We start from the raw sequence: 21,492 nt of genomic DNA, 5'->3' as shown, positions 1-21,492 counted from the left end.
ATAGATATGCACGTCGACGGTACGCTCGTCGCCGGCGAAATCGAACCCCCAAACTTTCTGCAGCAGCCGTTCGCGCGAGAACGCGACGCCGGGATTGCTCGCGAGCTCGACGAGCAGTGCGAACTCGCGCGGCTTGAGCTTCGCCTCGATGCCGTCGACGCGCAGCTCACGCGCGCGCTCGTCGATCTCTAAACGACCGAAGCGCAGCACGGCGCGCTCGAGCGGCGCCGGGGCGCCATTACGCCGCAAGATCGCTTTAACGCGCGCGACGAGCTCTCGAGGGCTAAACGGTTTGCAAACGTAGTCGTCGGCACCGAGTTCGAAGCCAATCACGCGATCGATCTCGTCGGTCTGCGCGGTGAGCATCACGATCGGCAGATACCGGCCTTCGCGACGTAAGGTGCGCATAACGTCGTGGCCGCCGACCGCCGGCAAACCGATGTCGAGAACGAGCAAATCGCCGCACGTACGCGCGTGTCGCAGCGCGGCGTTGCCGTCGGCGGCGCGAACGACCGCGTAGCCTTCGCGCTCGAGATGATGGGCGACCAACTCGCGAATCGGCTCTTCGTCTTCGGCGACGACGACGGTCTGAAGGGGCATGCTTTCGTGAGTGCCCCAAAATCAAACGAGGTGGGGCTATGCCCCACCTCGCTCGAGGTTTGCGCGAACCGCTGCGCTAGAGGGCGTTGGCCAAAGCCCAGCCCTTGGGTGCACCGATGCCCGCGGCTTGATTGTACTGCGTTGCGCTACACGTATACGCTCCGTTCTTACCCGATGTGCACGGAGTGAAGTAGCTATTGTAGCCGGTTTGCGAGAACAGGCTGTAGATCGTCGAGTTCAACCAGCCCATCTTCGCCCCGTGGAGCTCGTCGGTTTCGATGAACAGCGCCACCGAAGCGGGCGACGACCACGACGTACCAAGATACTCGCCCCAACTCCCGCCCGTGTAGACGGCAACCGGGAAGAACGGCAGCGAAATATCGGGTTGGTTGCGGCCCGACGTGATCATGCCTGCGATCCCGCTTTGCCAGCTCGGGAACGCAACGACCGTGGAGACGCCGCCGCCACCGGAACACGTGGTAACGAAGCCGTCACTACACGACGCCGATCCCATCGTGACGCTGGTCAGCACGCCGGAACTATTGTCGGTGAAGTTGACGCCTCCGACGGATGTGAAGTAGGGGTCGCCGGCCGGCGCGCTCACGCCTTTGGACAGACCGCTGTTGCATTCGTTGGAACCGGTGTCGCCCGACGACGCGGAGAACTCGACGCCTTCGGCGGCGCCTTGCTGCGCGATCGCGTTGGTGGCGCTTTCGAACGACGTGTCGCTCGATTCGCATCCGCCGAACGACGAGTTGACCGCAGCAGCCTTACCGTCGGTAAGCACTTTGTTGTACGCGTCTTCGATATTCTGATCCGCGAGCGAACCGATATCGTAGACGATGATGTTGGCACCCGGCGCGAGTCCCGAGATCGTCTCGACGTCGAGATCGGTTTCGGGATCGTCACCGCTGCCGCCGCCGTCGACGGCTTCATTGGTGATCGTGCCGGTCTGCGTCACTTGCGACGCCGACAGATACGTGGCGACGTAGCTCGTGTTGATCGGGTCGTCAATCACGACGGCTGCCGTGTAACCGGCGCCGTTGCAACCGTGCTGTACCGGAAAGTCGAACGGCTTGGCAACGCCCGTCGCCAGCGTACCGCTCGAGTTCGTAAGCGGCCCGTTATCGGCTGCCGCACCGTTACATCCGCCTGCCGGCGTAGCCGTCGGCGTCGGGGTCGGCGCGGCCGTCGGCGTTGCCGTCGGCCCGGTCGTCGGTGTAGGCGTCGGTGCCGCCGTTGGAGTCGGCGTCGGCTTGGGTGTCGGCGTCGCCGTCGGCCTGGGCGACGGCGTCGGCGTACTGCAATGTTTTCCGAAAATGCAACGATCCGGCGATTGAACCGACGAGTCGTCGATCATCGGCCGTGCGATGACGATGTTGCTCAGCGAAGCCGTACGCACGAAGGATGCGATCGACGCCGGAATGGTCGCGCGCGTTGCGGGCGCGAAGCGCCGCCCGTACTTGCCTTGATCGACCGTGTGCATCCGCGTCGCAAAAAATCTCTCCACGGCGCGGCTAGGTGCGGTTGCGTCGACAATCGTGCGATTCGAGAAACGCTGCGTGACCGTGAATCCGGCACGTGTGAGGGCCTTGAGGACCGCTCGCTCTTGCTGCGGCGTCGGAGCGTAGCGACTGTTGAACTCCGCACGCGTGAGGAAATGATGCGCACCGTGCGGTCCGCCCTGTCTCTCCACGAAGCGATCGAGATCCGCTTGGTGATTGTAATTGAGAACGAGGGTCACGCTGACGGGATCCTTGGGAGCCCGTCTTCCGAGATCTCTGACCGCGAGCGCTCCGACCGTTCTCGGCATTGAAATCGCGGGGCCACCGCCAGTAGAAGCGGTGGGGATCGATGAGGAGCTTCCGCTACAAGCAGAAAGCGCCAACGCCAGCATCAGAGCCGACGCAGTAGCGCGGGATGATCTATGCATGTGCTCTCCTAGCTTCAGGACGAGGCAATTATCGAACTACCTATACCCAAAGGGTGGCAGCCCTTACTCGCCCAGGCCCCCGGCTACCTCGCGATCGGGATGCGGCCCGCTAGAGCGGCACGATCTCGTGGGCCTCGACGAAACGCTGCCCGTTCCAGACAAGGCCAACTTCGCCGGCGATGGCGGCGCCGACGACCACCTCCGGCACGAACGCGCCCACGCAATGTCCCCCGTGACGGTTCCGAACGCTGTCGTAGTGTAGCGCGTGCGTACGCGCCCGGACTTTGCGACCATAGTCCTGGGCGATGCGGTAGTCGTCGGGATCGTAGATCGCAGCGGTCACTCGCGGCCGTACGCTGCGCCGGATATCGATAACCCGGCTGCGCACGTGCATCTCAAGCCGCGTGCGGCGCGTTTGCGTTTCCGGCGCGTTTCCGTCGGCGAAGAAACGCGCGAGATGATGCGCGCTCTCGCGCACTGCCGTGATCAGCGAATTCGCGGCGTAGAGCACGCCATAGCTTCCGTCGCTAAACCGGCTCACGGTTGGTAAATCAAACGGCCGCCGTACGTAAGCATCGGCTTCGCCGGACACAGGGCCGGTGAGCTGCAGCAACGCGAGAATTTGGCGCTGCTCCTCGGGCGTTTGGGCTAGCGCGAGTAGCGCCGGAGTTTGCAGCGGATACGCGAGCCGCGTGAACGTGTCGTCGAGAAAGGTCATTTAGCCGAGCATCGCCTGGTCGAGATAGCGGCGGATATCGACCAGCTCCGTGAACCCGCCGGATCGCAGCAACTCGATCGGCGCGCGATCGCCGAACGCACGATTAGTTTGATGGATCCACTCGTCGGCAAAGGGCATGCCGAAGATTGCGTTGAGCGCGTTATAGATGGCCAACAAGTGACTGATTCGCTCCAAAACGTGCGGACCGAGGCGTGCCGGCGGCGATTTGTACCACGCACGCACGGTTCTCGGACTCGTACCGAGCAGCGCCGGGAGATCTTGCTGCTTGAGTTTCCAACGATCCGCGACCCGAGCTAGGGCGTCGAGCGCGACTTTTGAAGAGATCGCCGTTTGGCGTTGGGGGTCGCGGGCGAGCATTGGACTTCCTTTTGGCCATCATGGCAGGATTGCCATATTATACCAAAGTTATGGCAATCTAGCCACTCTGGCCTTCGAGATCGATGCCGGCGAGCGGTCCAAAGGCGGCCGCGTGCTCGCGCAGCACGCGATAAATCGTCGATGCGGGGAAGCCCAGACGCTCGAGCTTCCTGGCTGCCGAGGGGTAGGCCAGGGCCGCATTGCGGGTGGTCATTGCGTCGAAGGCGGCGGCGCAGCGTTCGCGCTCGCCGCCCTCGAGCGCTCCGACGGCCTGCGCCGCTGCATCGCGATCGACACCTTTGTTGACGAGCTCACCGATCAGCCGCACGTCACCGACCGCTTTGCGCTTCTGGGTGACGTAGAGCCGCGCGAACAGCTTGTCGTCGACGAAGCCATCGCTTTTACAGCGTTCGACGGCATCGCGAATGGCGTCATCGTCAAAGCCTTTGCGTTCGAGACGCTGCCAGAGTTGCGCTTGCGTGAGACGCTGCCGCGCTAACAACCCAAGCGCGGCAGCGTATGCCTTACGTGTCATCCTGAACTGTCGAAGGGTTCACTCCTCGGTCGTCACCGCGGCAACTGCGGGAGCTTTGCCGTTGGTCGAGGCGACTTTTTGGAGCGCTTCGCGAATCTTCGATTCGAGCTCGCCGGCGAGATCGAGATGCTCTTCGAGGAACGCCTTGGCGTTTTCGCGGCCTTGACCGATGCGCTGATCGCCGTAGGTGTACCACGATCCGCTCTTGCCGACGATGTTCTGTTCGAGCGCGACGTCGAGGATCGATCCCATCTTCGAGATGCCGTGCCCGTACGTAATGTCGAACTCGGCTTGACGGAAGGGCGGCGCGACTTTGTTCTTGACGACTTTGACGCGGGTACGCGTGCCGACGACGTCTTGTCCGACCTTGATCGTTTCGAGCTTGCGCACGTCGAGCCGCACCGACGCATAGAATTTCAGCGCGCGCCCGCCCGACGTCGTTTCGGGATTGCCGAACATGACGCCGACTTTCTCGCGCAGCTGGTTGATGAAGATCATCACCGTCTTGCTGCGGGAGATGGCGGCGGTGAGCTTACGCAGCGCCTGCGACATCAGCCGCGCTTGCAGACCGACGTGTGCGTCGCCCATATCGCCTTCCAGCTCGGCTTTGGTGACCAGCGCGGCGACCGAGTCGATGACGACGACGTCGACGGCGTTACTACGCGTGAGCATCTCGGCGATCTCGAGCGCCTGTTCGCCGGTATCGGGCTGCGAGACGAGCAGATTGTCGAGATCGACGCCCAACGCGGCAGCGTAGTTGGGATCGAGCGCGTGCTCGACGTCCACAAACGCGGCGGTGCCGCCGGTTTTCTGCGCCTCGGCGATAGCGTGAAGGGCGAGGGTGGTTTTACCGCTGGATTCCGGTCCGTAGATCTCGACGATGCGCCCGCGCGGGAAGCCGCCCACGCCGAGCGCGAGATCGAGTGCGATCGAGCCGCTGGGCACGACCTCAAAGGCCATGCGCTCGTTAAATTCGCCCATGCGCATGATCGAGCCCTTACCGAACTGCCGCTCGATCTGCGCGAGGGCATTGCTAAGGGCGACCTGCCGTTCGTCTTGCGCTGCCATCTTCTTCCTCTCTTAATGAATGTGGCGTTGTTCTGTTGTCTATCACGCTCTCACACCGGAGTGCCAAGTGGGTGGCATTGTGATTCACACGTTTGCGGATTCTTCTTCGAACAGGGCGTCGATGAACTCGGAGGCGACGAAGGGCCGCAGATCGTCGGCCGACTCCCCCAATCCGACAAACTTGATCGGCACCTCGAGCTCGTCGACGATCGCGACCAGCACGCCGCCCTTGGCCGTCGAGTCGAGCTTGGTGATGACGATTCCGGTCAGTTGCGTCGCGTCGTTGAATAGCTTCGCTTGAGAAATCGCGTTCTGCCCGGTCGTGCCGTCGACCACGAGCAGCGTTTCGGCCGGTGCTTCACCGAGCTCGCGCTCGACGACGCGCCGGATCTTCTTGAGCTCTTCCATCAGGTTGGTCTTGGTCTGCAGCCGGCCGGCCGTATCGACGAGGATGACGTCGACGTTGCGCGCTTTTGCCGCGCGAATGCCGTCGAAGACGACCGACGCGGGATCGGCGCCTTCGGCGCCGCGGATCAACTCGCTCGCGCTGCGCTGCCCCCAAATCGCCAACTGCTCCGCTGCGGCCGCGCGAAAGGTGTCGCCGGCGACGAGCATCACGCGTTTACCCGCGCGGCGCAAACGCGTTGCGAGTTTACCGATCGTCGTCGTTTTACCGCTGCCGTTGACTCCGACGATCAGCACGACCGCCGGATGCGCGGCGAGATTGAGCTCTGCGCCCGGAATCGTCAGAAAGCGTTCGACGTCCTTTCGGAAACGCGCGACGGGCTGATCGGTCGTTTTCCAGGCTTCCTGTTTCGAGACGGTCTGCAGCCCGGTGACGATCTTCTGCGTGGTGGGCACGCCGAAATCGGCCAGGATCAGCGTCTCTTCGAGCTCGTCCCAAAACTCGTCGGTGAGGGGCTTGGCCGCACGGCCCAAACGCTGGACGGCCGAGAACGCATCCCGCGCCTTGCCTAGCGATGCCCGCAGCCGTTGAATGAAGCTCACGGGCCAGAGTCTTCCCCACGGACTATCGAACTCCTGTTCGATAGTCCAAGCCAAGCGCTACCTATGGCTCTGCTTGGCCGCTCTCCCCCGCCCGATAGAGTACCCGTGCGATCGCGGCCTCGCGTTAGTACGCGATTTCGCGGTAGACGGCGTTAAAGATCAGGTTGTTTGGACTGTGCCGTAGGCTAAGCCCGACGATTCGACCGGCATCGTTAACGGAGAAGACCCACGTCAGGATTTCCTTCGGATAACGAACGCGGAAATAGGTCGACGTTTCGTTTGCCATAATCCGCTTTTCAAACGGGTACATCGACTGGGGTGCCCCGAGCGCGCTAACAAAAGCGGCTCCTTTTGTGAAGAACTCGGGAGGCACGAACGAAGACAACTCCGGTGCCAATTCAGTACGATCGAGCGTATTGCTTGCAACGCCATTGAGCACTCGACGCGCGCGATCGACCGTTGCCTGGTCGACGGCGATAGGATCGGGCTCTGGGAACGACGGTCCGCTTTCAGCGGCGCCCGCAGGATGGAAGGCCGACGCACTGAGTGCGACCGCCGACGCTGCCGCTGAGAAAAACGAGCGACGAATCATCTTCATTCTCCAAATAGCTAGGCTGCTTAAAAAGGAACATTCCTCTGCGTTGGAAATGCAGCGAGATCGATGCGAGTTGCAGTCTTTCTCCTAGCGTTCGTTACCCTTCAGCCGGCACTCTGGTCCGTGACGGTGCGCGCTGCGACGTCTTCGGAGTGTTCGGCATACATCGACGCGTTTGCGAAAGACCTTGAAACGAACACGAAAGTGGCGGACGATTTCGCTAGCCCTTACAGTCCATCACCGGATCACGTTGCCCAATCCGCCGCGCGATACAACAGAGACGTTAACTATTCGAAGCTCTGCCCATCGTCGCGACCGATGTACGCAGACGCACTTTTGGCCACCTGGAAAGCGTGGCTGGAACATGCCACGACGCACGACTACCCCGAGGCGACCACCGAGCTTGCGGCGCGGAAACTGCAAAAATGCGCCGTCACCTACCGCGCAACCGACGACGGAGCAACCTGTGCGGCGTGGCAAAAACAAGTCGCCAAGTGGCAAAACGACTGGGTTTCGCCGTAGCCTAAACCCCTAACGCTGCCGCGCGCCGGCCGCGGTGTCGACGCGGAAGACGTAGCTGAGGATCTGCGCGATTACCGCGTAGAGTTCGCGCGGAATATAGTCGCTCACGTCGAGCATCGCCAGCGCTTCCACCAGGCCGGGATCCTCGTGCAACGGGATTCCTTGCTCTTTGGCAACGCGAACGATCTCTTCGGCAAGGTGTCCGCGCCCGACCGCGACGACCTGCGGCGGCTCGGGCTTGACGGGATCGTACGTCAAGGCTGCAGCTGCCGGACGCTTCTCGCGCTTGCGGAAATCGAAGAAGCTCATGCCTGGAGATCCACGTTGCTTTTGCGCTCCTCGACGACGCTCGCCTCGCTCGCTTTGCTCGCGCCGCCGTCACGCGGGGGAGCCACGTTCGCGGCGATGTTGGCGACGCGATACTGCAGTTGCTCCAAACGTCCGCGTAGATCGCCGAAGCTGTCGCGGAAGCGGTTGGCCGCCGTTTGCGCCTGGGTCTTGACGTTCACGCTGACGCTGCGGGACGCCGTTTGAACGTCGACCGCGACGGTTCCCAAGCTCTTAGTGTCCAGAACGAAGGCAATGTGGAAGTTGTCCGCATCGAGTTTGTTACCGCCTTGGGGCGCGTCGCGCGAGATACGCAACTGCGCGGGACGGCCGCCGTCGTAATAAAATGCGGGCAGCGGAATCACGATCGTGCTCGGATCGGTGTTCTGTGCGTTGACCGCACCGAGTTGCACCGCGGTCAGCGCGGTCAGCGCTTCGCCGAGCGTTGCAGACAGCTGCGCCGTCGCACCCCGTGCCGGAGTGTCGGTCATCGAAACGATCGCGGCTTTGAGGTCGTATTGCAACGCGACGGCGCGTTCTGCCGCGCGTGCTGCGATTTCGGGCTGCGCATTCTCCGCGGCGGCGCCCTGCGCGTTTGCCGCCGCCGATTGCGGTGGCGGCGCATTCGTGGGGACGTTCGCCGGTGCGTTTGCTGCCGGCGGCGTTTGCGCCGTGGCTGGTTGGCCCGGCGCTTCGGGCGGCGGTTCGGGATCGGCATCGAGCGCGCGCACGAGGGCGGCAAGTTTGCTTTCGGCGCCGTCGACGACGTTGCTCACGTACGACATGAGCTGTTCGGGCAGTGCGCGCGTGTTGCCTAAATCGAGTTTGCCCAAGAAAGCGGCAATGGTGCGGATCGTCGCGGCCCGCGCGTCGGCTTGTGGAAGCGCGGCCAGCGCCGCGTCGAGACGAGCGAGCGTTCGCGGCAGAATCGACGCCGCGGTGTTCGTTAAACGCGCCGCTGCCAAGGTGAACGGCAGCGCCGGAATACGTAGACGTGCGAGAAGCGCGAGCTCCGGCGCGAGCGCCGCTGCTCGTGGGGCGATGGGCGGGGGCGCTACCGGCGTCGATGGTATCGGCGAAGTACGTCCCGGCGGTGTTGCCGGCGCGGATTGTTGCGCAAGCGGCTGTGCGGGCACGTGTTTTACCGGCGCCGGCTGATTCACGAGTTCCTCGATGTCGATTGAGGCGGCGCGCGTTGCGGCGATACGAGCTTCGAGCGCGAGTTCGTTCTCGGGCGGCACGACGACCGGCACGGACTTTTGCGCGCTCGTCGCGGGTGTCGATGCCGAAGGCCCCGTTGCGGGTTGGACTTTTTGTACCGACGCTGCGACGAATACGGCGCGAGGCGGAGCGACCGACGACGGTATCGGTGTCGCGGGCGGTATTTGCGTGCTGGTGACGCTGTCGTTTGATGCCGATTGCGACGCTTGCTGCGGTTGTGTCGCCGGTTGAGCCTGCTGCGGTTGTGGTGCTTGCGGGAGCACCGTATACAACGTCCCTTGGGTGGGCGCTCCCGGTTCGGGCTGCGGAAGCGTCACCGTTACCGTCGGCGGCGGATTTTCGGGATCGACGACGCCGATGTTGCGCACGAGAATCTGGTTGCCTTGAAACCCCGTGACTTGCAGGAGCAGCGTCTCGCCCGGATCGATTCCCGGCGGCAGCTGCGCTTGCACCGTTTGTCCCAGCAGCGATAAGAGATCGACGCCGTTTTGCGGCGGCAGAATCGTTGCGCTGAGCAGGTCGCCGACGGCGAGCTGCTGCTGCAGAATTTCGATCTGCACGCCGAGATCGATCGCGGCAACGGACGACTGCGCGAGCGCCGCATCGGCAACGACTGCAGCGAGCGGGTCGAAGCTCGACATGGGACTTTAGGCGGTGGTGTCGATGAAGTGCGCGGGTTCGCCCGGAATCGCTACTTCTTCGGCCGGCGCGGACGCGACCGGCTGGCGACGCTTGCGCGGGGAGTAGGTACCGGCGTTGCCTCCGCCTTGCTGGTCGGCCTGAATCTTCGCGCCCTCGGCACGCGCCGATTCCTCGATGGTCTCTTCACGCTGCTCGAGTTGGGAAGCGAACGCTGATTGGGCGGCTGCCTGGGCGGCTTCGGGTCCTTGTTGGACGACGTTAGCTGCGGCCGCGCTCACTGGTGCGGCCAGGTAGGCCAGCTGCAGATCCACCGGTTGGATCGCCATTGCCCGGTACTTCTCCCCGAGAGATTCGTTCTACTCTAGTATCGGGGTCGGGCGGCGGCTTCCTGAGGTACTTCTGTTTGATCGTGGGATCGTCTTCACGATAGCCCAGGTCGGCGCGCAGCTCGCGCAGCTTCTGGCGCAAATGGATGACGGCTTGGGCGTGAATCTGCGAAACGCGCGACTCCGAGACGCCCAGCGCGCCCTTGATTTCCTTGAGCGTCTGGCCGTCGAAGTAGTAGAGCCGAATGACGGTGCGTTCTTGCGCCGACAGCGAGTCGACCGCCGCGACCAGCTCGTTGCGGACTTCGCGCTGCTCGACTTCCGACGTCACGTCGCTCTCTTCGTCTTTGAGCGTGTCCACCAGCGGGATTTCGTAGCCTTTTTCGTTGGGCAGAAACTCTTCGAGCGATAAGACGGCCGTGCCGCGCACACGCTGGATGAGTTGATCGAGCTCGCGAACGGACAGACCCATTCGCCTCGCGACCTCGTCTTCGTTGGGGGCCCGGCCGTATTCGAGCTCGAGTTCCTGATAGACGCGCTCGAGCTCGCGAGCGCGCTGACGAACGGCGCGCGGCACCCAATCCAGCGAGCGCAGCGCATCGAGGATGGCACCGTTGATTCGCGTGATCGCGTACGTTTCGAACTTGACTCCCCGCGCGTCGTCGTATTTTTCGATCGCGTCGATCAAACCCAAAATACCATCGTTGATCAAATCGTTGATCTCGACGTTGGGGGGAAGGTTCACCGAGATGCGACCGGCCACGTACTTCACCAAGTGAAGGTATTTGTGGACGATCTCTTCTCGCGAAAGTTCCACGCCGCCGATGACGTAGCGACGTGCTAGGTCCGGCTTCATTTTATGCCGCAGAGTTTCTCACAGCCGGGCGCGCGCTTCCTAGCGGCTGAGCGTATAGTTCGTGAAATATCGTGCTTGCCACCGTTAAGAATTTGTTCGGTTGGACTGCGTGATCAGGTCCAAAAGCACCTGCGGTATTTCGTCCAGCGGGGCTACCCGATCGACGAGGCCGGCGAGTGCGGCGGCACGCGGCATGCCGTAGACGACGCACGTGGCCTCGTCTTGACCCACCACATAACCACCACGTGCCTTAAGCTTGCGCAAACCTTTCACGCCGTCTTGCCCCATACCGGTGAGGATCACGCCGATGCCCAACGGACCGTACATATCGGCGACCTGCTCGTCGAGAACGTCGACGCTCGGCACGTGCAGGGAGTGACCGTCGTCGGGAACCAGCGACAGCTCGACGTCGCCCAGCGAACGGTGGAGCTTGACCTGGCGTCCGGAGGGTATCACAAGCGCCGTACCCTTCTCAAGGATCATCCCATTGCTTGCCTCTATGACGCGCAGCTTACTCTGGGAGTTCAAACGGTCGGCAAGCGGACGCGTGAAACCTACCGGCATGTGCTGCACGATCAGAATCGGCAACGGAAACGCTAGCGGCAGCCGCGGAATCACGTGCGCGAGCGCAACCGGGCCGCCGGTCGACGTTCCGATCGCAACGCACTCGTAGTTACGATGCGCGATCCGGGGGCGCGCGAACGGCGGCGGCGCTTGTACGGGCGCCGGCGCGGTTATTGGCGCGACGTCGTGCGCCGCTAGCGGCCGGGCGCCGCGGCGGCTGAACGTGTGAATCTTCGCAACGAGATCGCGCGCGACTTCATTGATGTTCGTGTATGCCGCATCGGGTTTAGAAATGAAATCGACGGCGCCGAGCTCGAGCGCGCGGAACGTCGTTTCCGCGCCTTCGCGCGTAAGCGAACTGACCATAATAATCGGCACGCGCTCGCCGCCGACGATTTGGCGCACGGCCTCGAGACCGCCCATTCCGGGCATCTCGACGTCCATCGTAATGATGTCGGGATTGACCTGAGCGACCTTCGCCAGCGCCTCTTCGCCGCTGCGGGCCGTCGCGACGACGCGAATGTCGTCTTCGTTCTCGAGAATTTTCGTGATCGCGCGGCGCATGAACGCCGAGTCATCCACGACGAGAACGTTGATGACGTCGCTCACGCTTTACGCCTATAATAGATCGCTTTGGGCGTAATCACGGGATCGTACAGATCGGTTAGGCGCATGATCGACTCGGCATGGCCCAGGAACAGGAAGCCGCCCGGACGCAAGGCTTGCGCGAACGCCTCGACGACGCGCTTCTGGGTCGGCTTGTCAAAATAGATGAGCACGTTACGGCAGAAAATCGCGTCATGAATCCCGACTCCTGCCACGGCCCGCGCATCGAGCAGGTTGATGCGGAAGAGTTCGACCATCCGCTTGACTTCGTCCGATACGAAAAAGCCTTGTTCGAACGGCTTGAAAAACTTTGCCACGATCTCGGGCGGGGTGGCGCGAAACGACAGCTCGCGGTAGAAACCGGTCTGGGCCTTTCCGAGCGCGCGTGGCGAGAGGTCGCTGGCTCGGATCGTGACGCTCGACGGCGCGATCCGCCTACCGTCGAGCAGCATCATGGCGATGGTATACGGCTCTTCTCCGGTGGAGCACGCCGACGACCATACGCGCAGCCGTCCGCCCGCGCGCAGCGCCTCGTCGACACACTCGTTGGCAAGAACGTCGAGTTGAGCGCGCTCGCGAAAGAAATACGTCTCGTTGTTGGAGAGCACCGAGGCGAGCTCGTCCCACTCTTCCTCGCGCTGCGGGGACGTCGACAGGTACCGCTGATACGCCCCAAACGTCTCGCAGCGGCTCTTGAGCAGACGCGTCTGCAAGCGGCTTTGGAGTAAAAATTGTTTCGTATCGTCGTAGAAGATGCCGAAACGTTCGCGGATGGAGTCGCGCAGCGACACGAACTCCGGCTCCGAGATGGCAATCGTCGACACGCGCTAGTTTAACGTCCAGCGAATCCGGCGGCACGCACTGCGAAACGCAACGCTTGGCCATAGAGGTAGATGCGGTCGCCCATCGTTCGTTCGCAGTCTTCCTTTTGCAAGAGGTCGGCAAAGCGTGGAGTACTCGCGAGTTGCTCGAAGAGCACCCCATAACGCGTCGGTACACGTTCGAGAAAGCGCATCAACTTTACTCGGTGCGACAGCCGGCGCGAAAATCGCCCGGCCACCGCGCGCGCGTACCGCGTCGCGGCCGCGGCCGGCCGCGAGCGCTCGGCGGCGACCGACTCGGCGGCCATGCGGCCGGTCATGGCCGCTTCGTAGATCCCCTCACCGTTGGTGGCGTCGACCAGTCCGGCGGCGGTACCGCCGATCATGACGTTCTCACGGCTCAGGTTGGGACGCGGCCATCCGCCGTAAAGCAGGTGACCTTCTTCCTTACGCGCGGCGGTCTGGACGTTGGGATAGAGCCGCGCGCGCACGCGCGTCTCGAACGCGGTCAGTTCCTCGCGCAACTCCCGTCCCGGCATCTTGCCCACGACGCCTAGCCCGATGGCTAAGTGGTCGCGCTTGGGGAACATCCACGCAACGATCTGCCGTCCGGCCGCCGTGCGGTAATAATGTAGCTCGAGCGTGCGGTAAGCGATCGGCACCGCCGGATGCTGCAGATAAACGCGATATTGCAGCGTCGTCATGAGACCGCTCTCCCACTGGTCGAACGCGAGGCTTTCGGGCGCGCGCACAGTGGCGCCGGAGGCCAGAAAAACGTTGCGCGCGCGCACTTGGCGGCGCTCGCCGGCACGTAAGTCGGCATATTCGACCACGGTCCGGCCGCCGCCATCGTCGACCGAACGGAACAGCGACTGCGTGCGCACGTCCGCGCCGGCTTGCGCCGCCAGCGCCCCCATCGTGCCGTCGAGCTCCTCGCGTGTGGTGGTGTGACCCGGTCCGAACGGGATCTCGTGTTCCACGCCGGCGTCGTCGAAGAGCGCCAGCCGCGGCGTGTCGCAATGCACGAGCTCCCGCGGCAGATCGAAGGTGCGACAAAAACCCGGTCGCAAGCCCGCCGCGCAAACGCGCTTCGCGCCGACGACGGCATCTTTCTCAAGCACCACCGTTTCGATGCCGGCAGCCGCCGCCTCGCGTGCGGCGGTAGCGCCCGCCGGTCCGCACCCCACGACGACGAAGTCGACCGTCTCCATAGGTCCGAAGTTCTATTACGCGCTGCCCTCATCCTAAGCAAGCCGGGAAAGGACTCGCCGAGGCAATCCTAGTATCCGCTCCGGTCGGCCCGGACACGGGGCTGCTTTTCGTACTACCCTCGCTACTTTAAGGAACATAATGACGGCACAGACTGCGATTGTGGCCGGCCTGGTCGGTGGTGTGCTCGCCGTACTCTACGGCGTCGCGCTGATCTTCTGGGTGTTGGGTCAACCCGCTGGTAACGAACGCATGCGCGAGATCGCCGCGGCGATTCAAGAAGGCGCGATGGCGTTTTTGAAGCGCCAGTACACGACCGTCGGCATCGTCGCGATTATCTGCGCGATCATCATTTACTTCGCTCCCTCGCTAGGGCTCGAAACCGCGATCGGCTTTTTGATCGGCGCGATTCTTTCGGGCGCCGCCGGCTTCATCGGTATGACGATTTCGGTGCGCGCCAACGTGCGCACCGCCGAAGCCGGCCGCGGAGGACTCGCACCGGCGCTCAACGTCGCGTTCCGGGGCGGCACGGTCACCGGCATGCTGGTCGTCGGTTTGGGACTGCTGGCGGTTTCCGGTTACTACTGGATCCTGCTCAACGTCAACGGCGGCAACGAAGGCACGTCGCTCGCGGCGATGGTCGGACTCGCGTTCGGCTGTTCGCTGATCTCGGTGTTCGCACGTCTGGGCGGCGGTATTTATACGAAGGCGGCCGACGTCGGCGCCGACTTGGTCGGGAAGGTCGAAGCCGGCATCCCCGAAGACGATCCGCGCAACCCTGCCGTCATCGCCGACAACGTCGGCGATAACGTGGGCGACTGCGCCGGTATGGCGGCGGACTTGTTCGAGACGTACTGCGTCACGACGGTTGCGGCGATGCTGCTCGGCCACTTGCTCATCGGTGCGGCGGTGCCGGGTGCGACGACGTTCCCGCTGCTGCTCGGCGCGGTTTCGATCGTGGCGTCGATCATCGGCTCGCTCGTCGTCTCCGTCGGCAAAGTTGACAAAAGCCGCATCATGGGCGCGCTCTATCGCGGCATGACGGTCGCCGGGATTCTGGCGCTGGTCGGATTCTGGTTCGTCACGCAAAGCGTGTTCGCCGGAGCGACCGTCGCGATGCCCGTGCCGATCTTCCTCTGTGCGTTGGTCGGTCTCGTCGTCACCGGCGCGATCACGTTCATTACCGAATACTTCACCGGCACGCAGTTCAAAGAAGTGCGCCAGATCGCCGCGGCGTCGGTCACCGGACATGCAACGAACATCATCGCCGGCTTGGCCGTATCGATGAAGGCGACGGCGTGGCCGGCGATCACGATCGTCGTCGGCATCCTGGTCAGTTTCGCGCTTTCCGGCATCTACGGCGTCGGTATCGCGGTTATGGCGATGCTGTCGATGGCAGGCATCGTCGTCGCGATCGACTCGTTCGGTCCGATCACGGATAATGCGGGTGGTATCGCCGAAATGGCCGAGATGCCGCAAGAGGTGCGCAACGTCACCGATCCGCTCGACGCGGTCGGAAACACCACTAAGGCGGTCACAAAGGGGTACGCGATCGGTTCGGCCGCGCTCGCGGCCGTCGTGCTGTTCGCGTCGTTCCTGCAAGAGCTCACCAACGCAAAGTGCGCCGGACAAGGTTCGGCGTGCGCCGATACGGTGCGCGACTTGTTTGCGATCGGCAATCCGTACGTGCTGTGCGGTCTCTTCATCGGAGGCTTGCTGCCGTATCTGTTCGGCTCGCTTTCGATGGAAGCGGTCGGACGTGCCGGCGGCGCGGTGGTCGAGGAAGTGCGCCGTCAGTTCCGCGAGATTCCGGGCATCATGGCCGGCACCACTAAGCCCGACTATGGAACGACCGTCGACATCGTGACGCGCGCGGCGCTCAAAGAAATGATCGTTCCGGCGCTCATTCCGGTCGGCGTTCCGGTGCTCGTCGTGCTGCTATCCGTCTTCAAAGCGCTGCCGGGCGACACCGGCGCGCAGATGATGGGCGGCATTTTGGTCGGCTCGATCGTCACCGGTCTGTTCGTCGCGATCTCCATGACAAGTGGCGGCGGCGCGTGGGACAACGCCAAGAAATACATCGAAGACGGCAACTTCGGCGGCAAAGGCTCGATCGCTCACCAAGCGGCCGTCACCGGCGACACCGTCGGCGATCCGTATAAAGACACCGCCGGGCCGGCGATCAATCCGATGATCAAGGTGTTGAATATCGTCGCCCTGTTGCTGGTCGGTTTCCTCGTTCATTAGCCTGCCGGCTTCGCTTAACAAAATGAGGGTCGGAATCAAATCCGGCTCTCATCTTTTTCTCTCAGGGACGGCCTAGGATAGGGGCATGACGCGAACCCTGGGACGCCCCTTTGCGGCTGCATTTCTCGCCGCTTTTTTCGTATTTGGCGCTTCGCCCGCGCTTGCCGAATCGTCGCAACAAGATCAGTGGGAAATGCAGGTCGGCCAGCAGCAGTACCAGCAGCTGATGCAGCAGGGCAAAATCGTTCCGCAGTCACCGCTGTACGACGAGCTCAAGCCGGTTGCCGACAAGATTTCAGCCGTTGCCGATCCGCAGTACTTCACGCCGTTTCACTTCATTTTGGTCAACTCGAAGTCGCCTAACGCATTTGCCGTTCCGGGCGGCAACGTGTACGTAACGACGGGCTTGATGTCGTTCGTTCAGAATCAGGACGAGCTCGCCGGAGTGCTGTGTCACGAGGTTTCGCACGACATTCATCACGACGTCTACAACGAGAACCACAAGAATCAAGGGTTGCAAACGGCAGCCGGCATTCTTGGCGCGATTCTCGGAATGGGCGGCGGTTACGGCGGCTACATGGGACAGATGGCCGTCGGCATGGGAGCAAACGCGCAGTCGAAGAGCTACTCGCGCGAAGTCGAAAGCGCGGCCGATCGTGCCGGCGCGTATAACTGCGTAAAAGCCGGTTACAATCCGTGGGGCATGGTTTGGCTGTTCGACCGCATGAAGGGTCAAAAGAGCTCGAGCCCCGAGTGGCTGTCGGATCATCCGACCGACTCGCATCGCGTTGCCGATCTCGAAAAAGTCTTTTCCGAAGATCCGGCGACGTTCGGAAAGTATCCGAACGATCCGAGTAAGGCGGTCGCGATGGTGCAGTCGCGCGAACAGTCGTCGTCGCAAGAGTTTTCTCCGCACCACGGCTACGGCCAGCAGGGCGGTTACGGGCAGCAGGGCTATCCGCAGCAGCAACAGGGGTATCCGCAGCAAGGCTACCCGCAGCAGCAACAGGGGTATCCGCAGCAAGGCTACCCGCAGCAGCAACAGGGGTATCCGCAGCAAGGCTACCCGCAGCAGGGCTATCCGCAGCAGCAGCAGGGCTATCCGTATCCGCAGCAAGGCTATCCATATCCGCAGCAAGGCTATCCGTATCCGCAGCAAGGCTACCCGTATCCGCAGCAGCCGCCGCCGGGATACGGGGGCTACCCTTCCCCGTACGGCCCCGGATAGGGATCCTACGCTAGGCCGCTAACGTCATCGCACATGCGTAGCCGCCTGATTACGGTCTTTGCGATTTTCGCTTTTGCAGCTCTTGTCGTTGCCTCGACCCTCCCGAGCATGGCCCAGCAGGCTAGCGGGTCGTCAGGTGGAGGCGGATCCGCCGGCGGAGTCAGCACGTCGAGCGGTGGGAGTGCGTCGACGGGTTCTGCCGGTATGCCGACCGCGGCCGGCCAGCAGTGGCAAAGCCAGCCGTGGCAGCCCCAGACGTGGCAGACCCCGCAATGGCAGTCGCAGCAGTGGATCACGCAGTGGCCGTTGCCGCCTTCAACGCAAGTCAACGGAGCGCCGCCCGCTCCATCCGCAGCGGCGACGCAGCAGAACTCCACGCCGCCCGCGCAGCAACAGCAACAGCAAGGAAACGCGAGTTCCAGCGGTTACGGACCGCCTAAGCTTTAGCGGCCGCCAGCTCGTACTTCCGGAAGATCACGATATAGCTGGTCGCGATAAACGCGATCGCAAAACCCAATAGCGCGTCGCCGATCACGCCCGCCAGCGCGCCGCGGTGCGGCATCATTTCGCGTACGACGAAGCGCAAACCGAACGCGACCAAGTAGATCGCAATCGTCATCCACGACGATCCCAAATACATGACGCCCGGACGATCGGCCGGCCGTACGTCGGTGTGCGTGCCGCGCAGAATGCCGAACGGCACGCCGGCGATCAGGCCGACGATCAACCCGGCGGCGATTTCCCAGACGGGCGCGGGCTCGAGCCGTTGGGTCGCATAGACCGCAAAGCCGCCCAGCGCGCAAAAGACGAGCGGCGTGATCCACATGCGCGTGACGCTGATCCTCGCTGGACGAATCGAGCGGATCACGAGAATCACGACGATGACCGCTAAAGGAAGCAGCTGCGCCCATACGGGCGCAGCTGCGTTCGATTGTTGCACCGAGATTACTTGATCTCGACTTTGGCGCCGGCTTCCTCGAGCTTCTTCTTGACCTGCTCGGCTTCGTCTTTGGTGACGCCTTCCTTAACCGGCTTGGGCGCGCTCTCGACGAACGCTTTCGCTTCGGTCAAACCGAGGCTCGTGAGTTCGCGAACGGCCTTGATGACCTTGATCTTTTCCGGTCCGGCTTCGGCGAGAATGACGTCGAATTCGGTCTTCTCGGCGGCCGGTGCGGCAGCACCCGCGCCCGGAGCGGCGGCCATCATCGCAACCGGCGCGGCTGCGGAGACGCCGTACTTCTCTTCGAGCTGCTTGACGAGATCCGCGAGCTCGAGAACGGTGAGTTTGTCGATTTGATCGATGAGTTCGGCAACTGCCATGATACGTGAAATCTCCCTTAAGCGTTATGCCGCGGCCGATTCTTTTTGCTCGCGGATTTGATTGAGTACGCGGACGAGACCGCTCTGATTGCCCGAAAGAACGGTCACAAGGCCGCGTAGCGGCGAGGCGAGCGAACCGACGAGCTTGGCGACGAGTTCCTGCCGCGACGGCAGCGACGCAAGAACTGCAACTTGCTTAGCGTCGACGAGTTGACCGTCGATATAAGCCGCCTTGACGGTGACTTTCTTGGTCGCATCGGTGAACGTCTTGAGCGCCTTGGCCGGAGCGACGGGATCCTCGCCGGCAAAAACGATGCCGGTCGGACCCGCCAGGAAACTCTCCAACTGCTTGGCGAGATCTCCGGCGGCAATGCGAAAGAGCGTGTTCTTGACGACGGCGTACGTATTGCCGTCTTTGCGCAGCTCGCCGCGGAGTTTCGTGATCTCCTCCACGGTCAAGCCTGCGTAATCCGTCAAGAACAAGTTTCGCGAAGCGGCGAGCCGATCGCGAAGTTCCTGTACCGCGGTTTCTTTACGTGCGGTTGGCATGAGACGTATAGTCGCTTTCTGATGTAATGAAAAAGCGCTCCATCCGTCCGGAGGGCGCTTCTAAGAAAACGGACTCGCGTCAATCGCGGGAGTTTTCGTATCGCGTCCTCGGTAGGTGTCCCTTCGACTACGCTCAGGACTGCGCACGCTGCGCGTGCTTGCCGCTAAGGAAGGTCGAAAATGACATTACCCCCAAAATCGGGGACCTACGGTCTTCGGAGCCTCGCGTAGACTACCACATGGCTCCGGGTCCACGCAAGCTCACTAAGGAGGAAGCGATCACCAATGGCGCATTCTTCGGACTCCGTCGACCGGGGCAAATTCCTACGGTCGACCGGCCTCGGCTTGGCCGCGGCGGCTCTTGTGGACGGTGAAGCGATGGCCGCCGGGGGCGGCGCCCCGGCTCCGGCCGCGAGCAATCCCGAACAGGCACTGGCCCTCCTCAAGGCGGGCAACAGCCGCTTCGTCGCCGGCAACTCAACCTGCGGCCCCCTGACCGCCCGGCGGATGGAACTCACCCAGGGCCAGAGCCCGTTTGCGATCGTGCTGGGATGTTCGGACTCGCGCGTGCCGATCGAGACGGTGTTCGACCAGGTACCCGGCCATATTTTCGTGGTCCGGCTAGCCGGCAATTTTGCCGACGCCAACGGTCTGGGCTCGATGGAATACGGGGTCGCGGTGCTCAAAGCGTCGCTGATCCTCGTTCTCGGCCATACGGCCTGCGGCGCCGTCGACGCAACCGTAAAATACGTGAATCAAGGGACGACCGTGCCGGGCCACATCCAGGGCCTGGTTACGGCGATCGCCCCGGCCGTAAAGAAAGGCGAGTCGCTTGACGAGGCGATCGCCGGAAACGTGAAAGCCAACGTAGCCGCAATTCCGGCAAACTCCAGCATCATCGGCGACGCGGTCAAGAGCGGTCAGATCCGCGTGATCGGCGGCGTGTACGAACTCCACACCGGAAAAGTTCGTTTCGTTTAAGTAGGCAATACCTACAAAAAGTTGGTGGCGGGGTAGATGCGTTTTGCATCTATCCCCCGACGTAGGTCTTTAGTTAAGATTTCGTTCAAGGTCTTGGTCGACAATTCGTCTTCCTTAGAGATCCGCCATAGAGATCCGCCATTTCTAATACGAGGAGGTTTCCTTAGTGCTCAAGACTTCCCGGATTCTCGGAGCCGCTGCGACTGCAGCGATGCTCGCCGCCTGCAGCGGCAACATGTCGTCGATGCCGACGAGTAATGCGCCCACGGCGCCTTCGTCCTCGATGCGCGTACCGGTTAACTCGCCGTTTGTGATGTACGACGAGCACGGCCATGCGGCGCACTTGTTTCTGACTCGCGACGCGATGGAGAAACTGCGCAAGAACACATCGACCGGACGTGCCGGTTCCGTCACCAACCTCACGTTGCACGGCGGCCCAGTACAGACGGCGCCCAAAGTCGTTCTCGTGCTGTGGGGCATGACCGCGACGAACGCGGAAGCCACGATTCTGCAAAGCTTCTTCAGCCACACCGGCGGCAGCCCGTGGCAGAACATCAATCATCAGTATTACCAGAGTCCCGGAACGGCGCTCTGCTCGCCGACCTCGACCTCGACCTACTGCGCGGGCAACCAAACTGGTCAGTTGCTCGCGACCGTCGTCGACAGCAGCACCCCGCCGAGAAAGCCCAGCCAAAGTAACGTGGCTGCCGAGGCCTCGAAGTACGCTGCGACGTACGGCCACGGTCCGCAAATCAACTACTTCGTCGCGATGGCCTCAGGTCACGATCCGAGCGGCTTCAAGACGCAGTGGTGCGCGTTCCACAGCTCGACCGGCAGCGGAACTTCCGAAGTGTCCTACACCGACTTCCCGTATCAGACCGATGCCGGAGCAAGCTGCGGTGAAGGCTTCATCAACTCGCCGGGAACGTACGACGGCGTCACGATCGTCGGCGGACACGAGTACTCCGAAACCATCACGGATCCCGAACCGAACTCCGGCTGGCTCGACTCGAGCGGCGAAGAGAACGGCGACAAGTGCGCCTGGTTGAAACCGCCTGCGAGCAACCAAACGATGAACGGCAGCTCCTTCCCCGTTCAGGGCCTCTGGAGCAACGCCATCAGCGGGTGCGCAGTATCCTACTAATCGAATAGCCACCTGTTAGACAGGTCCCGGCTTTAGAGTCGAGGAGCTCCTTACCGGAGCTCCTCGTTTTCACCCAACCACTTCTATCGGAGGC

At 62.6% G+C, this 21,492-nt stretch carries 24 protein-coding genes; 6 read left to right on the top strand and 18 right to left on the bottom strand.

Going from position 1 to position 21,492, the window contains the following annotated elements; all coding sequences use genetic code 11:
• From VGG89_17955 to VGG89_17920, 8 genes are all read right to left on the bottom strand, one after another.
• A partial coding sequence (locus VGG89_17955) for a response regulator transcription factor (protein HEY1978438.1) occupies nt 1-600 on the bottom strand: 600 nt, incomplete at its 3' end.
• Nucleotides 601-676: 76 nt separating this feature from the next.
• The gene (locus VGG89_17950; GenBank protein ID HEY1978437.1) at nt 677-2,413 is read right to left on the bottom strand and encodes a S53 family serine peptidase; all 1,737 of its coding nucleotides are present in this window, start codon (nt 2,411-2,413) and stop codon (nt 677-679) included.
• A 229-nt stretch (nt 2,414-2,642) separates the two neighbouring features.
• Nucleotides 2,643-3,251 (bottom strand): RES family NAD+ phosphorylase, encoded by a 609-nt coding sequence (locus VGG89_17945; GenBank protein ID HEY1978436.1) that lies wholly within the window; start codon nt 3,249-3,251, stop codon nt 2,643-2,645.
• Nucleotides 3,252-3,629 (bottom strand): antitoxin Xre-like helix-turn-helix domain-containing protein, encoded by a 378-nt coding sequence (locus VGG89_17940; protein ID HEY1978435.1) that lies wholly within the window; start codon nt 3,627-3,629, stop codon nt 3,252-3,254.
• A 58-nt stretch (nt 3,630-3,687) separates the two neighbouring features.
• A complete protein-coding gene (locus tag VGG89_17935; GenBank protein ID HEY1978434.1) occupies nt 3,688-4,164 on the bottom strand; it encodes a regulatory protein RecX in 477 nt (158 codons plus the stop codon).
• A gap of 18 nt (nt 4,165-4,182) precedes the next feature.
• Nucleotides 4,183-5,232 (bottom strand): recombinase RecA, encoded by a 1,050-nt coding sequence (gene recA / locus VGG89_17930; GenBank protein HEY1978433.1) that lies wholly within the window; start codon nt 5,230-5,232, stop codon nt 4,183-4,185.
• 84 nt (nt 5,233-5,316) lie between these two features.
• Complete coding sequence (gene ftsY / locus VGG89_17925; GenBank protein HEY1978432.1) at nt 5,317-6,240, bottom strand: signal recognition particle-docking protein FtsY; 924 nt, start codon at nt 6,238-6,240, stop codon at nt 5,317-5,319.
• 124 nt (nt 6,241-6,364) lie between these two features.
• Nucleotides 6,365-6,838, bottom strand: a complete 474-nt coding sequence (locus tag VGG89_17920) for a hypothetical protein (GenBank protein ID HEY1978431.1) — start codon at nt 6,836-6,838, stop codon at nt 6,365-6,367.
• Between the two features lie 63 nt (nt 6,839-6,901).
• On the opposite strand from VGG89_17920, the gene VGG89_17915 reads away from it, so the two are divergent.
• Nucleotides 6,902-7,357 carry a hypothetical protein gene (locus VGG89_17915; GenBank protein ID HEY1978430.1) on the top strand — a complete coding sequence of 152 codons (456 nt, stop codon included), beginning with the start codon at nt 6,902-6,904 and terminating at the stop codon, nt 7,355-7,357.
• A gap of 9 nt (nt 7,358-7,366) precedes the next feature.
• On the opposite strand, the gene VGG89_17910 is transcribed toward VGG89_17915, so the two are convergent.
• The 7 genes from VGG89_17910 to VGG89_17880 form a co-directional block, all read right to left on the bottom strand.
• Nucleotides 7,367-7,666: an EscU/YscU/HrcU family type III secretion system export apparatus switch protein gene (locus tag VGG89_17910; protein ID HEY1978429.1), complete on the bottom strand. Its 300-nt coding sequence runs from the start codon at nt 7,664-7,666 to the stop codon at nt 7,367-7,369.
• Entirely contained in the window at nt 7,663-9,546 is a 1,884-nt protein-coding gene (locus VGG89_17905) for a flagellar hook-length control protein FliK (GenBank protein ID HEY1978428.1), read from the bottom strand. Before VGG89_17905 ends, VGG89_17910 begins: the two co-directional genes overlap by 4 nt.
• Before the next feature lie 6 nt (nt 9,547-9,552).
• Complete coding sequence (locus tag VGG89_17900; GenBank protein ID HEY1978427.1) at nt 9,553-9,825, bottom strand: hypothetical protein; 273 nt, start codon at nt 9,823-9,825, stop codon at nt 9,553-9,555.
• Nucleotides 9,806-10,729 carry a FliA/WhiG family RNA polymerase sigma factor gene (locus tag VGG89_17895; GenBank protein ID HEY1978426.1) on the bottom strand — a complete coding sequence of 308 codons (924 nt, stop codon included), beginning with the start codon at nt 10,727-10,729 and terminating at the stop codon, nt 9,806-9,808. Before VGG89_17895 ends, VGG89_17900 begins: the two co-directional genes overlap by 20 nt.
• Nucleotides 10,730-10,813: 84 nt before the next feature.
• The gene (locus tag VGG89_17890; protein ID HEY1978425.1) at nt 10,814-11,902 is read right to left on the bottom strand and encodes a chemotaxis response regulator protein-glutamate methylesterase; all 1,089 of its coding nucleotides are present in this window, start codon (nt 11,900-11,902) and stop codon (nt 10,814-10,816) included.
• Nucleotides 11,899-12,723 carry a protein-glutamate O-methyltransferase CheR gene (locus VGG89_17885; GenBank protein HEY1978424.1) on the bottom strand — a complete coding sequence of 275 codons (825 nt, stop codon included), beginning with the start codon at nt 12,721-12,723 and terminating at the stop codon, nt 11,899-11,901. The genes VGG89_17890 and VGG89_17885 overlap by 4 nt, the downstream gene beginning before the upstream one ends.
• An 8-nt stretch (nt 12,724-12,731) precedes the next feature.
• Nucleotides 12,732-13,931: an NAD(P)/FAD-dependent oxidoreductase gene (locus VGG89_17880; GenBank protein ID HEY1978423.1), complete on the bottom strand. Its 1,200-nt coding sequence runs from the start codon at nt 13,929-13,931 to the stop codon at nt 12,732-12,734.
• A 139-nt stretch (nt 13,932-14,070) separates the two neighbouring features.
• Between VGG89_17880 and VGG89_17875 the strand changes: the two genes are divergently transcribed.
• From VGG89_17875 to VGG89_17865, 3 genes are all read left to right on the top strand, one after another.
• Nucleotides 14,071-16,176, top strand: a complete 2,106-nt coding sequence (locus tag VGG89_17875; protein HEY1978422.1) for a sodium-translocating pyrophosphatase — start codon at nt 14,071-14,073, stop codon at nt 16,174-16,176.
• Between the two features lie 85 nt (nt 16,177-16,261).
• A complete protein-coding gene (locus tag VGG89_17870; GenBank protein ID HEY1978421.1) occupies nt 16,262-17,404 on the top strand; it encodes a M48 family metalloprotease in 1,143 nt (380 codons plus the stop codon).
• Nucleotides 17,405-17,437: 33 nt separating this feature from the next.
• On the top strand, nt 17,438-17,851 hold the full coding sequence (locus VGG89_17865) for a hypothetical protein (protein HEY1978420.1): 414 nt from the start codon (nt 17,438-17,440) through the stop codon (nt 17,849-17,851).
• Here VGG89_17865 and VGG89_17860 read toward each other — a convergent pair.
• The 3 genes from VGG89_17860 to rplJ are packed head-to-tail and all read right to left on the bottom strand — an operon-like array spanning nt 17,841 to nt 19,273.
• Nucleotides 17,841-18,344, bottom strand: a complete 504-nt coding sequence (locus tag VGG89_17860; GenBank protein ID HEY1978419.1) for a hypothetical protein — start codon at nt 18,342-18,344, stop codon at nt 17,841-17,843. The genes VGG89_17865 and VGG89_17860 overlap by 11 nt on opposite strands.
• 5 nt (nt 18,345-18,349) lie before the next feature.
• Nucleotides 18,350-18,724, bottom strand: coding sequence for a 50S ribosomal protein L7/L12 (gene rplL, locus VGG89_17855; GenBank protein ID HEY1978418.1), 375 nt, complete (start codon nt 18,722-18,724; stop codon nt 18,350-18,352).
• Nucleotides 18,725-18,748: 24 nt separating this feature from the next.
• A complete protein-coding gene (gene rplJ / locus VGG89_17850; GenBank protein ID HEY1978417.1) occupies nt 18,749-19,273 on the bottom strand; it encodes a 50S ribosomal protein L10 in 525 nt (174 codons plus the stop codon).
• A gap of 285 nt (nt 19,274-19,558) precedes the next feature.
• On the opposite strand from rplJ, the gene VGG89_17845 reads away from it, so the two are divergent.
• Together VGG89_17845 and VGG89_17840 are read left to right on the top strand one after the other, a co-directional pair.
• Nucleotides 19,559-20,254 carry a carbonic anhydrase gene (locus VGG89_17845; GenBank protein ID HEY1978416.1) on the top strand — a complete coding sequence of 232 codons (696 nt, stop codon included), beginning with the start codon at nt 19,559-19,561 and terminating at the stop codon, nt 20,252-20,254.
• 166 nt (nt 20,255-20,420) lie between these two features.
• Complete coding sequence (locus tag VGG89_17840; GenBank protein ID HEY1978415.1) at nt 20,421-21,398, top strand: hypothetical protein; 978 nt, start codon at nt 20,421-20,423, stop codon at nt 21,396-21,398.
• Nucleotides 21,399-21,492 lie beyond the last annotated feature (94 nt).

This window comes from Candidatus Baltobacteraceae bacterium, assembly GCA_036488875.1.
Classification (GTDB): domain Bacteria; phylum Vulcanimicrobiota; class Vulcanimicrobiia; order Vulcanimicrobiales; family Vulcanimicrobiaceae; genus JAFAHZ01.
The sequence above is the reverse complement of the archived record's forward strand: the minus strand, read 5'-3'. Positions and strand labels throughout refer to the sequence as shown.

Coding starts and splice junctions, on each gene's coding strand:
- VGG89_17950 (HEY1978437.1), bottom strand. CDS start 2,413: ATGCCGAGAACGGTCGGAGCGCTCGCGGTCAGAGATCTCGGAAGACGG.
- VGG89_17945 (HEY1978436.1), bottom strand. CDS start 3,251: ATGACCTTTCTCGACGACACGTTCACGCGGCTCGCGTATCCGCTGCAA.
- VGG89_17940 (HEY1978435.1), bottom strand. CDS start 3,629: ATGCTCGCCCGCGACCCCCAACGCCAAACGGCGATCTCTTCAAAAGTC.
- VGG89_17935 (HEY1978434.1), bottom strand. CDS start 4,164: ATGACACGTAAGGCATACGCTGCCGCGCTTGGGTTGTTAGCGCGGCAG.
- recA (HEY1978433.1), bottom strand. CDS start 5,232: ATGGCAGCGCAAGACGAACGGCAGGTCGCCCTTAGCAATGCCCTCGCG.
- VGG89_17920 (HEY1978431.1), bottom strand. CDS start 6,838: ATGAAGATGATTCGTCGCTCGTTTTTCTCAGCGGCAGCGTCGGCGGTC.
- VGG89_17915 (HEY1978430.1), top strand. CDS start 6,902: ATGCGAGTTGCAGTCTTTCTCCTAGCGTTCGTTACCCTTCAGCCGGCA.
- VGG89_17910 (HEY1978429.1), bottom strand. CDS start 7,666: ATGAGCTTCTTCGATTTCCGCAAGCGCGAGAAGCGTCCGGCAGCTGCA.
- VGG89_17905 (HEY1978428.1), bottom strand. CDS start 9,546: ATGTCGAGCTTCGACCCGCTCGCTGCAGTCGTTGCCGATGCGGCGCTC.
- VGG89_17895 (HEY1978426.1), bottom strand. CDS start 10,729: ATGAAGCCGGACCTAGCACGTCGCTACGTCATCGGCGGCGTGGAACTT.
- VGG89_17880 (HEY1978423.1), bottom strand. CDS start 13,931: ATGGAGACGGTCGACTTCGTCGTCGTGGGGTGCGGACCGGCGGGCGCT.
- VGG89_17875 (HEY1978422.1), top strand. CDS start 14,071: ATGACGGCACAGACTGCGATTGTGGCCGGCCTGGTCGGTGGTGTGCTC.
- VGG89_17870 (HEY1978421.1), top strand. CDS start 16,262: ATGACGCGAACCCTGGGACGCCCCTTTGCGGCTGCATTTCTCGCCGCT.
- VGG89_17865 (HEY1978420.1), top strand. CDS start 17,438: ATGCGTAGCCGCCTGATTACGGTCTTTGCGATTTTCGCTTTTGCAGCT.
- rplL (HEY1978418.1), bottom strand. CDS start 18,724: ATGGCAGTTGCCGAACTCATCGATCAAATCGACAAACTCACCGTTCTC.
- rplJ (HEY1978417.1), bottom strand. CDS start 19,273: ATGCCAACCGCACGTAAAGAAACCGCGGTACAGGAACTTCGCGATCGG.
- VGG89_17845 (HEY1978416.1), top strand. CDS start 19,559: ATGGCGCATTCTTCGGACTCCGTCGACCGGGGCAAATTCCTACGGTCG.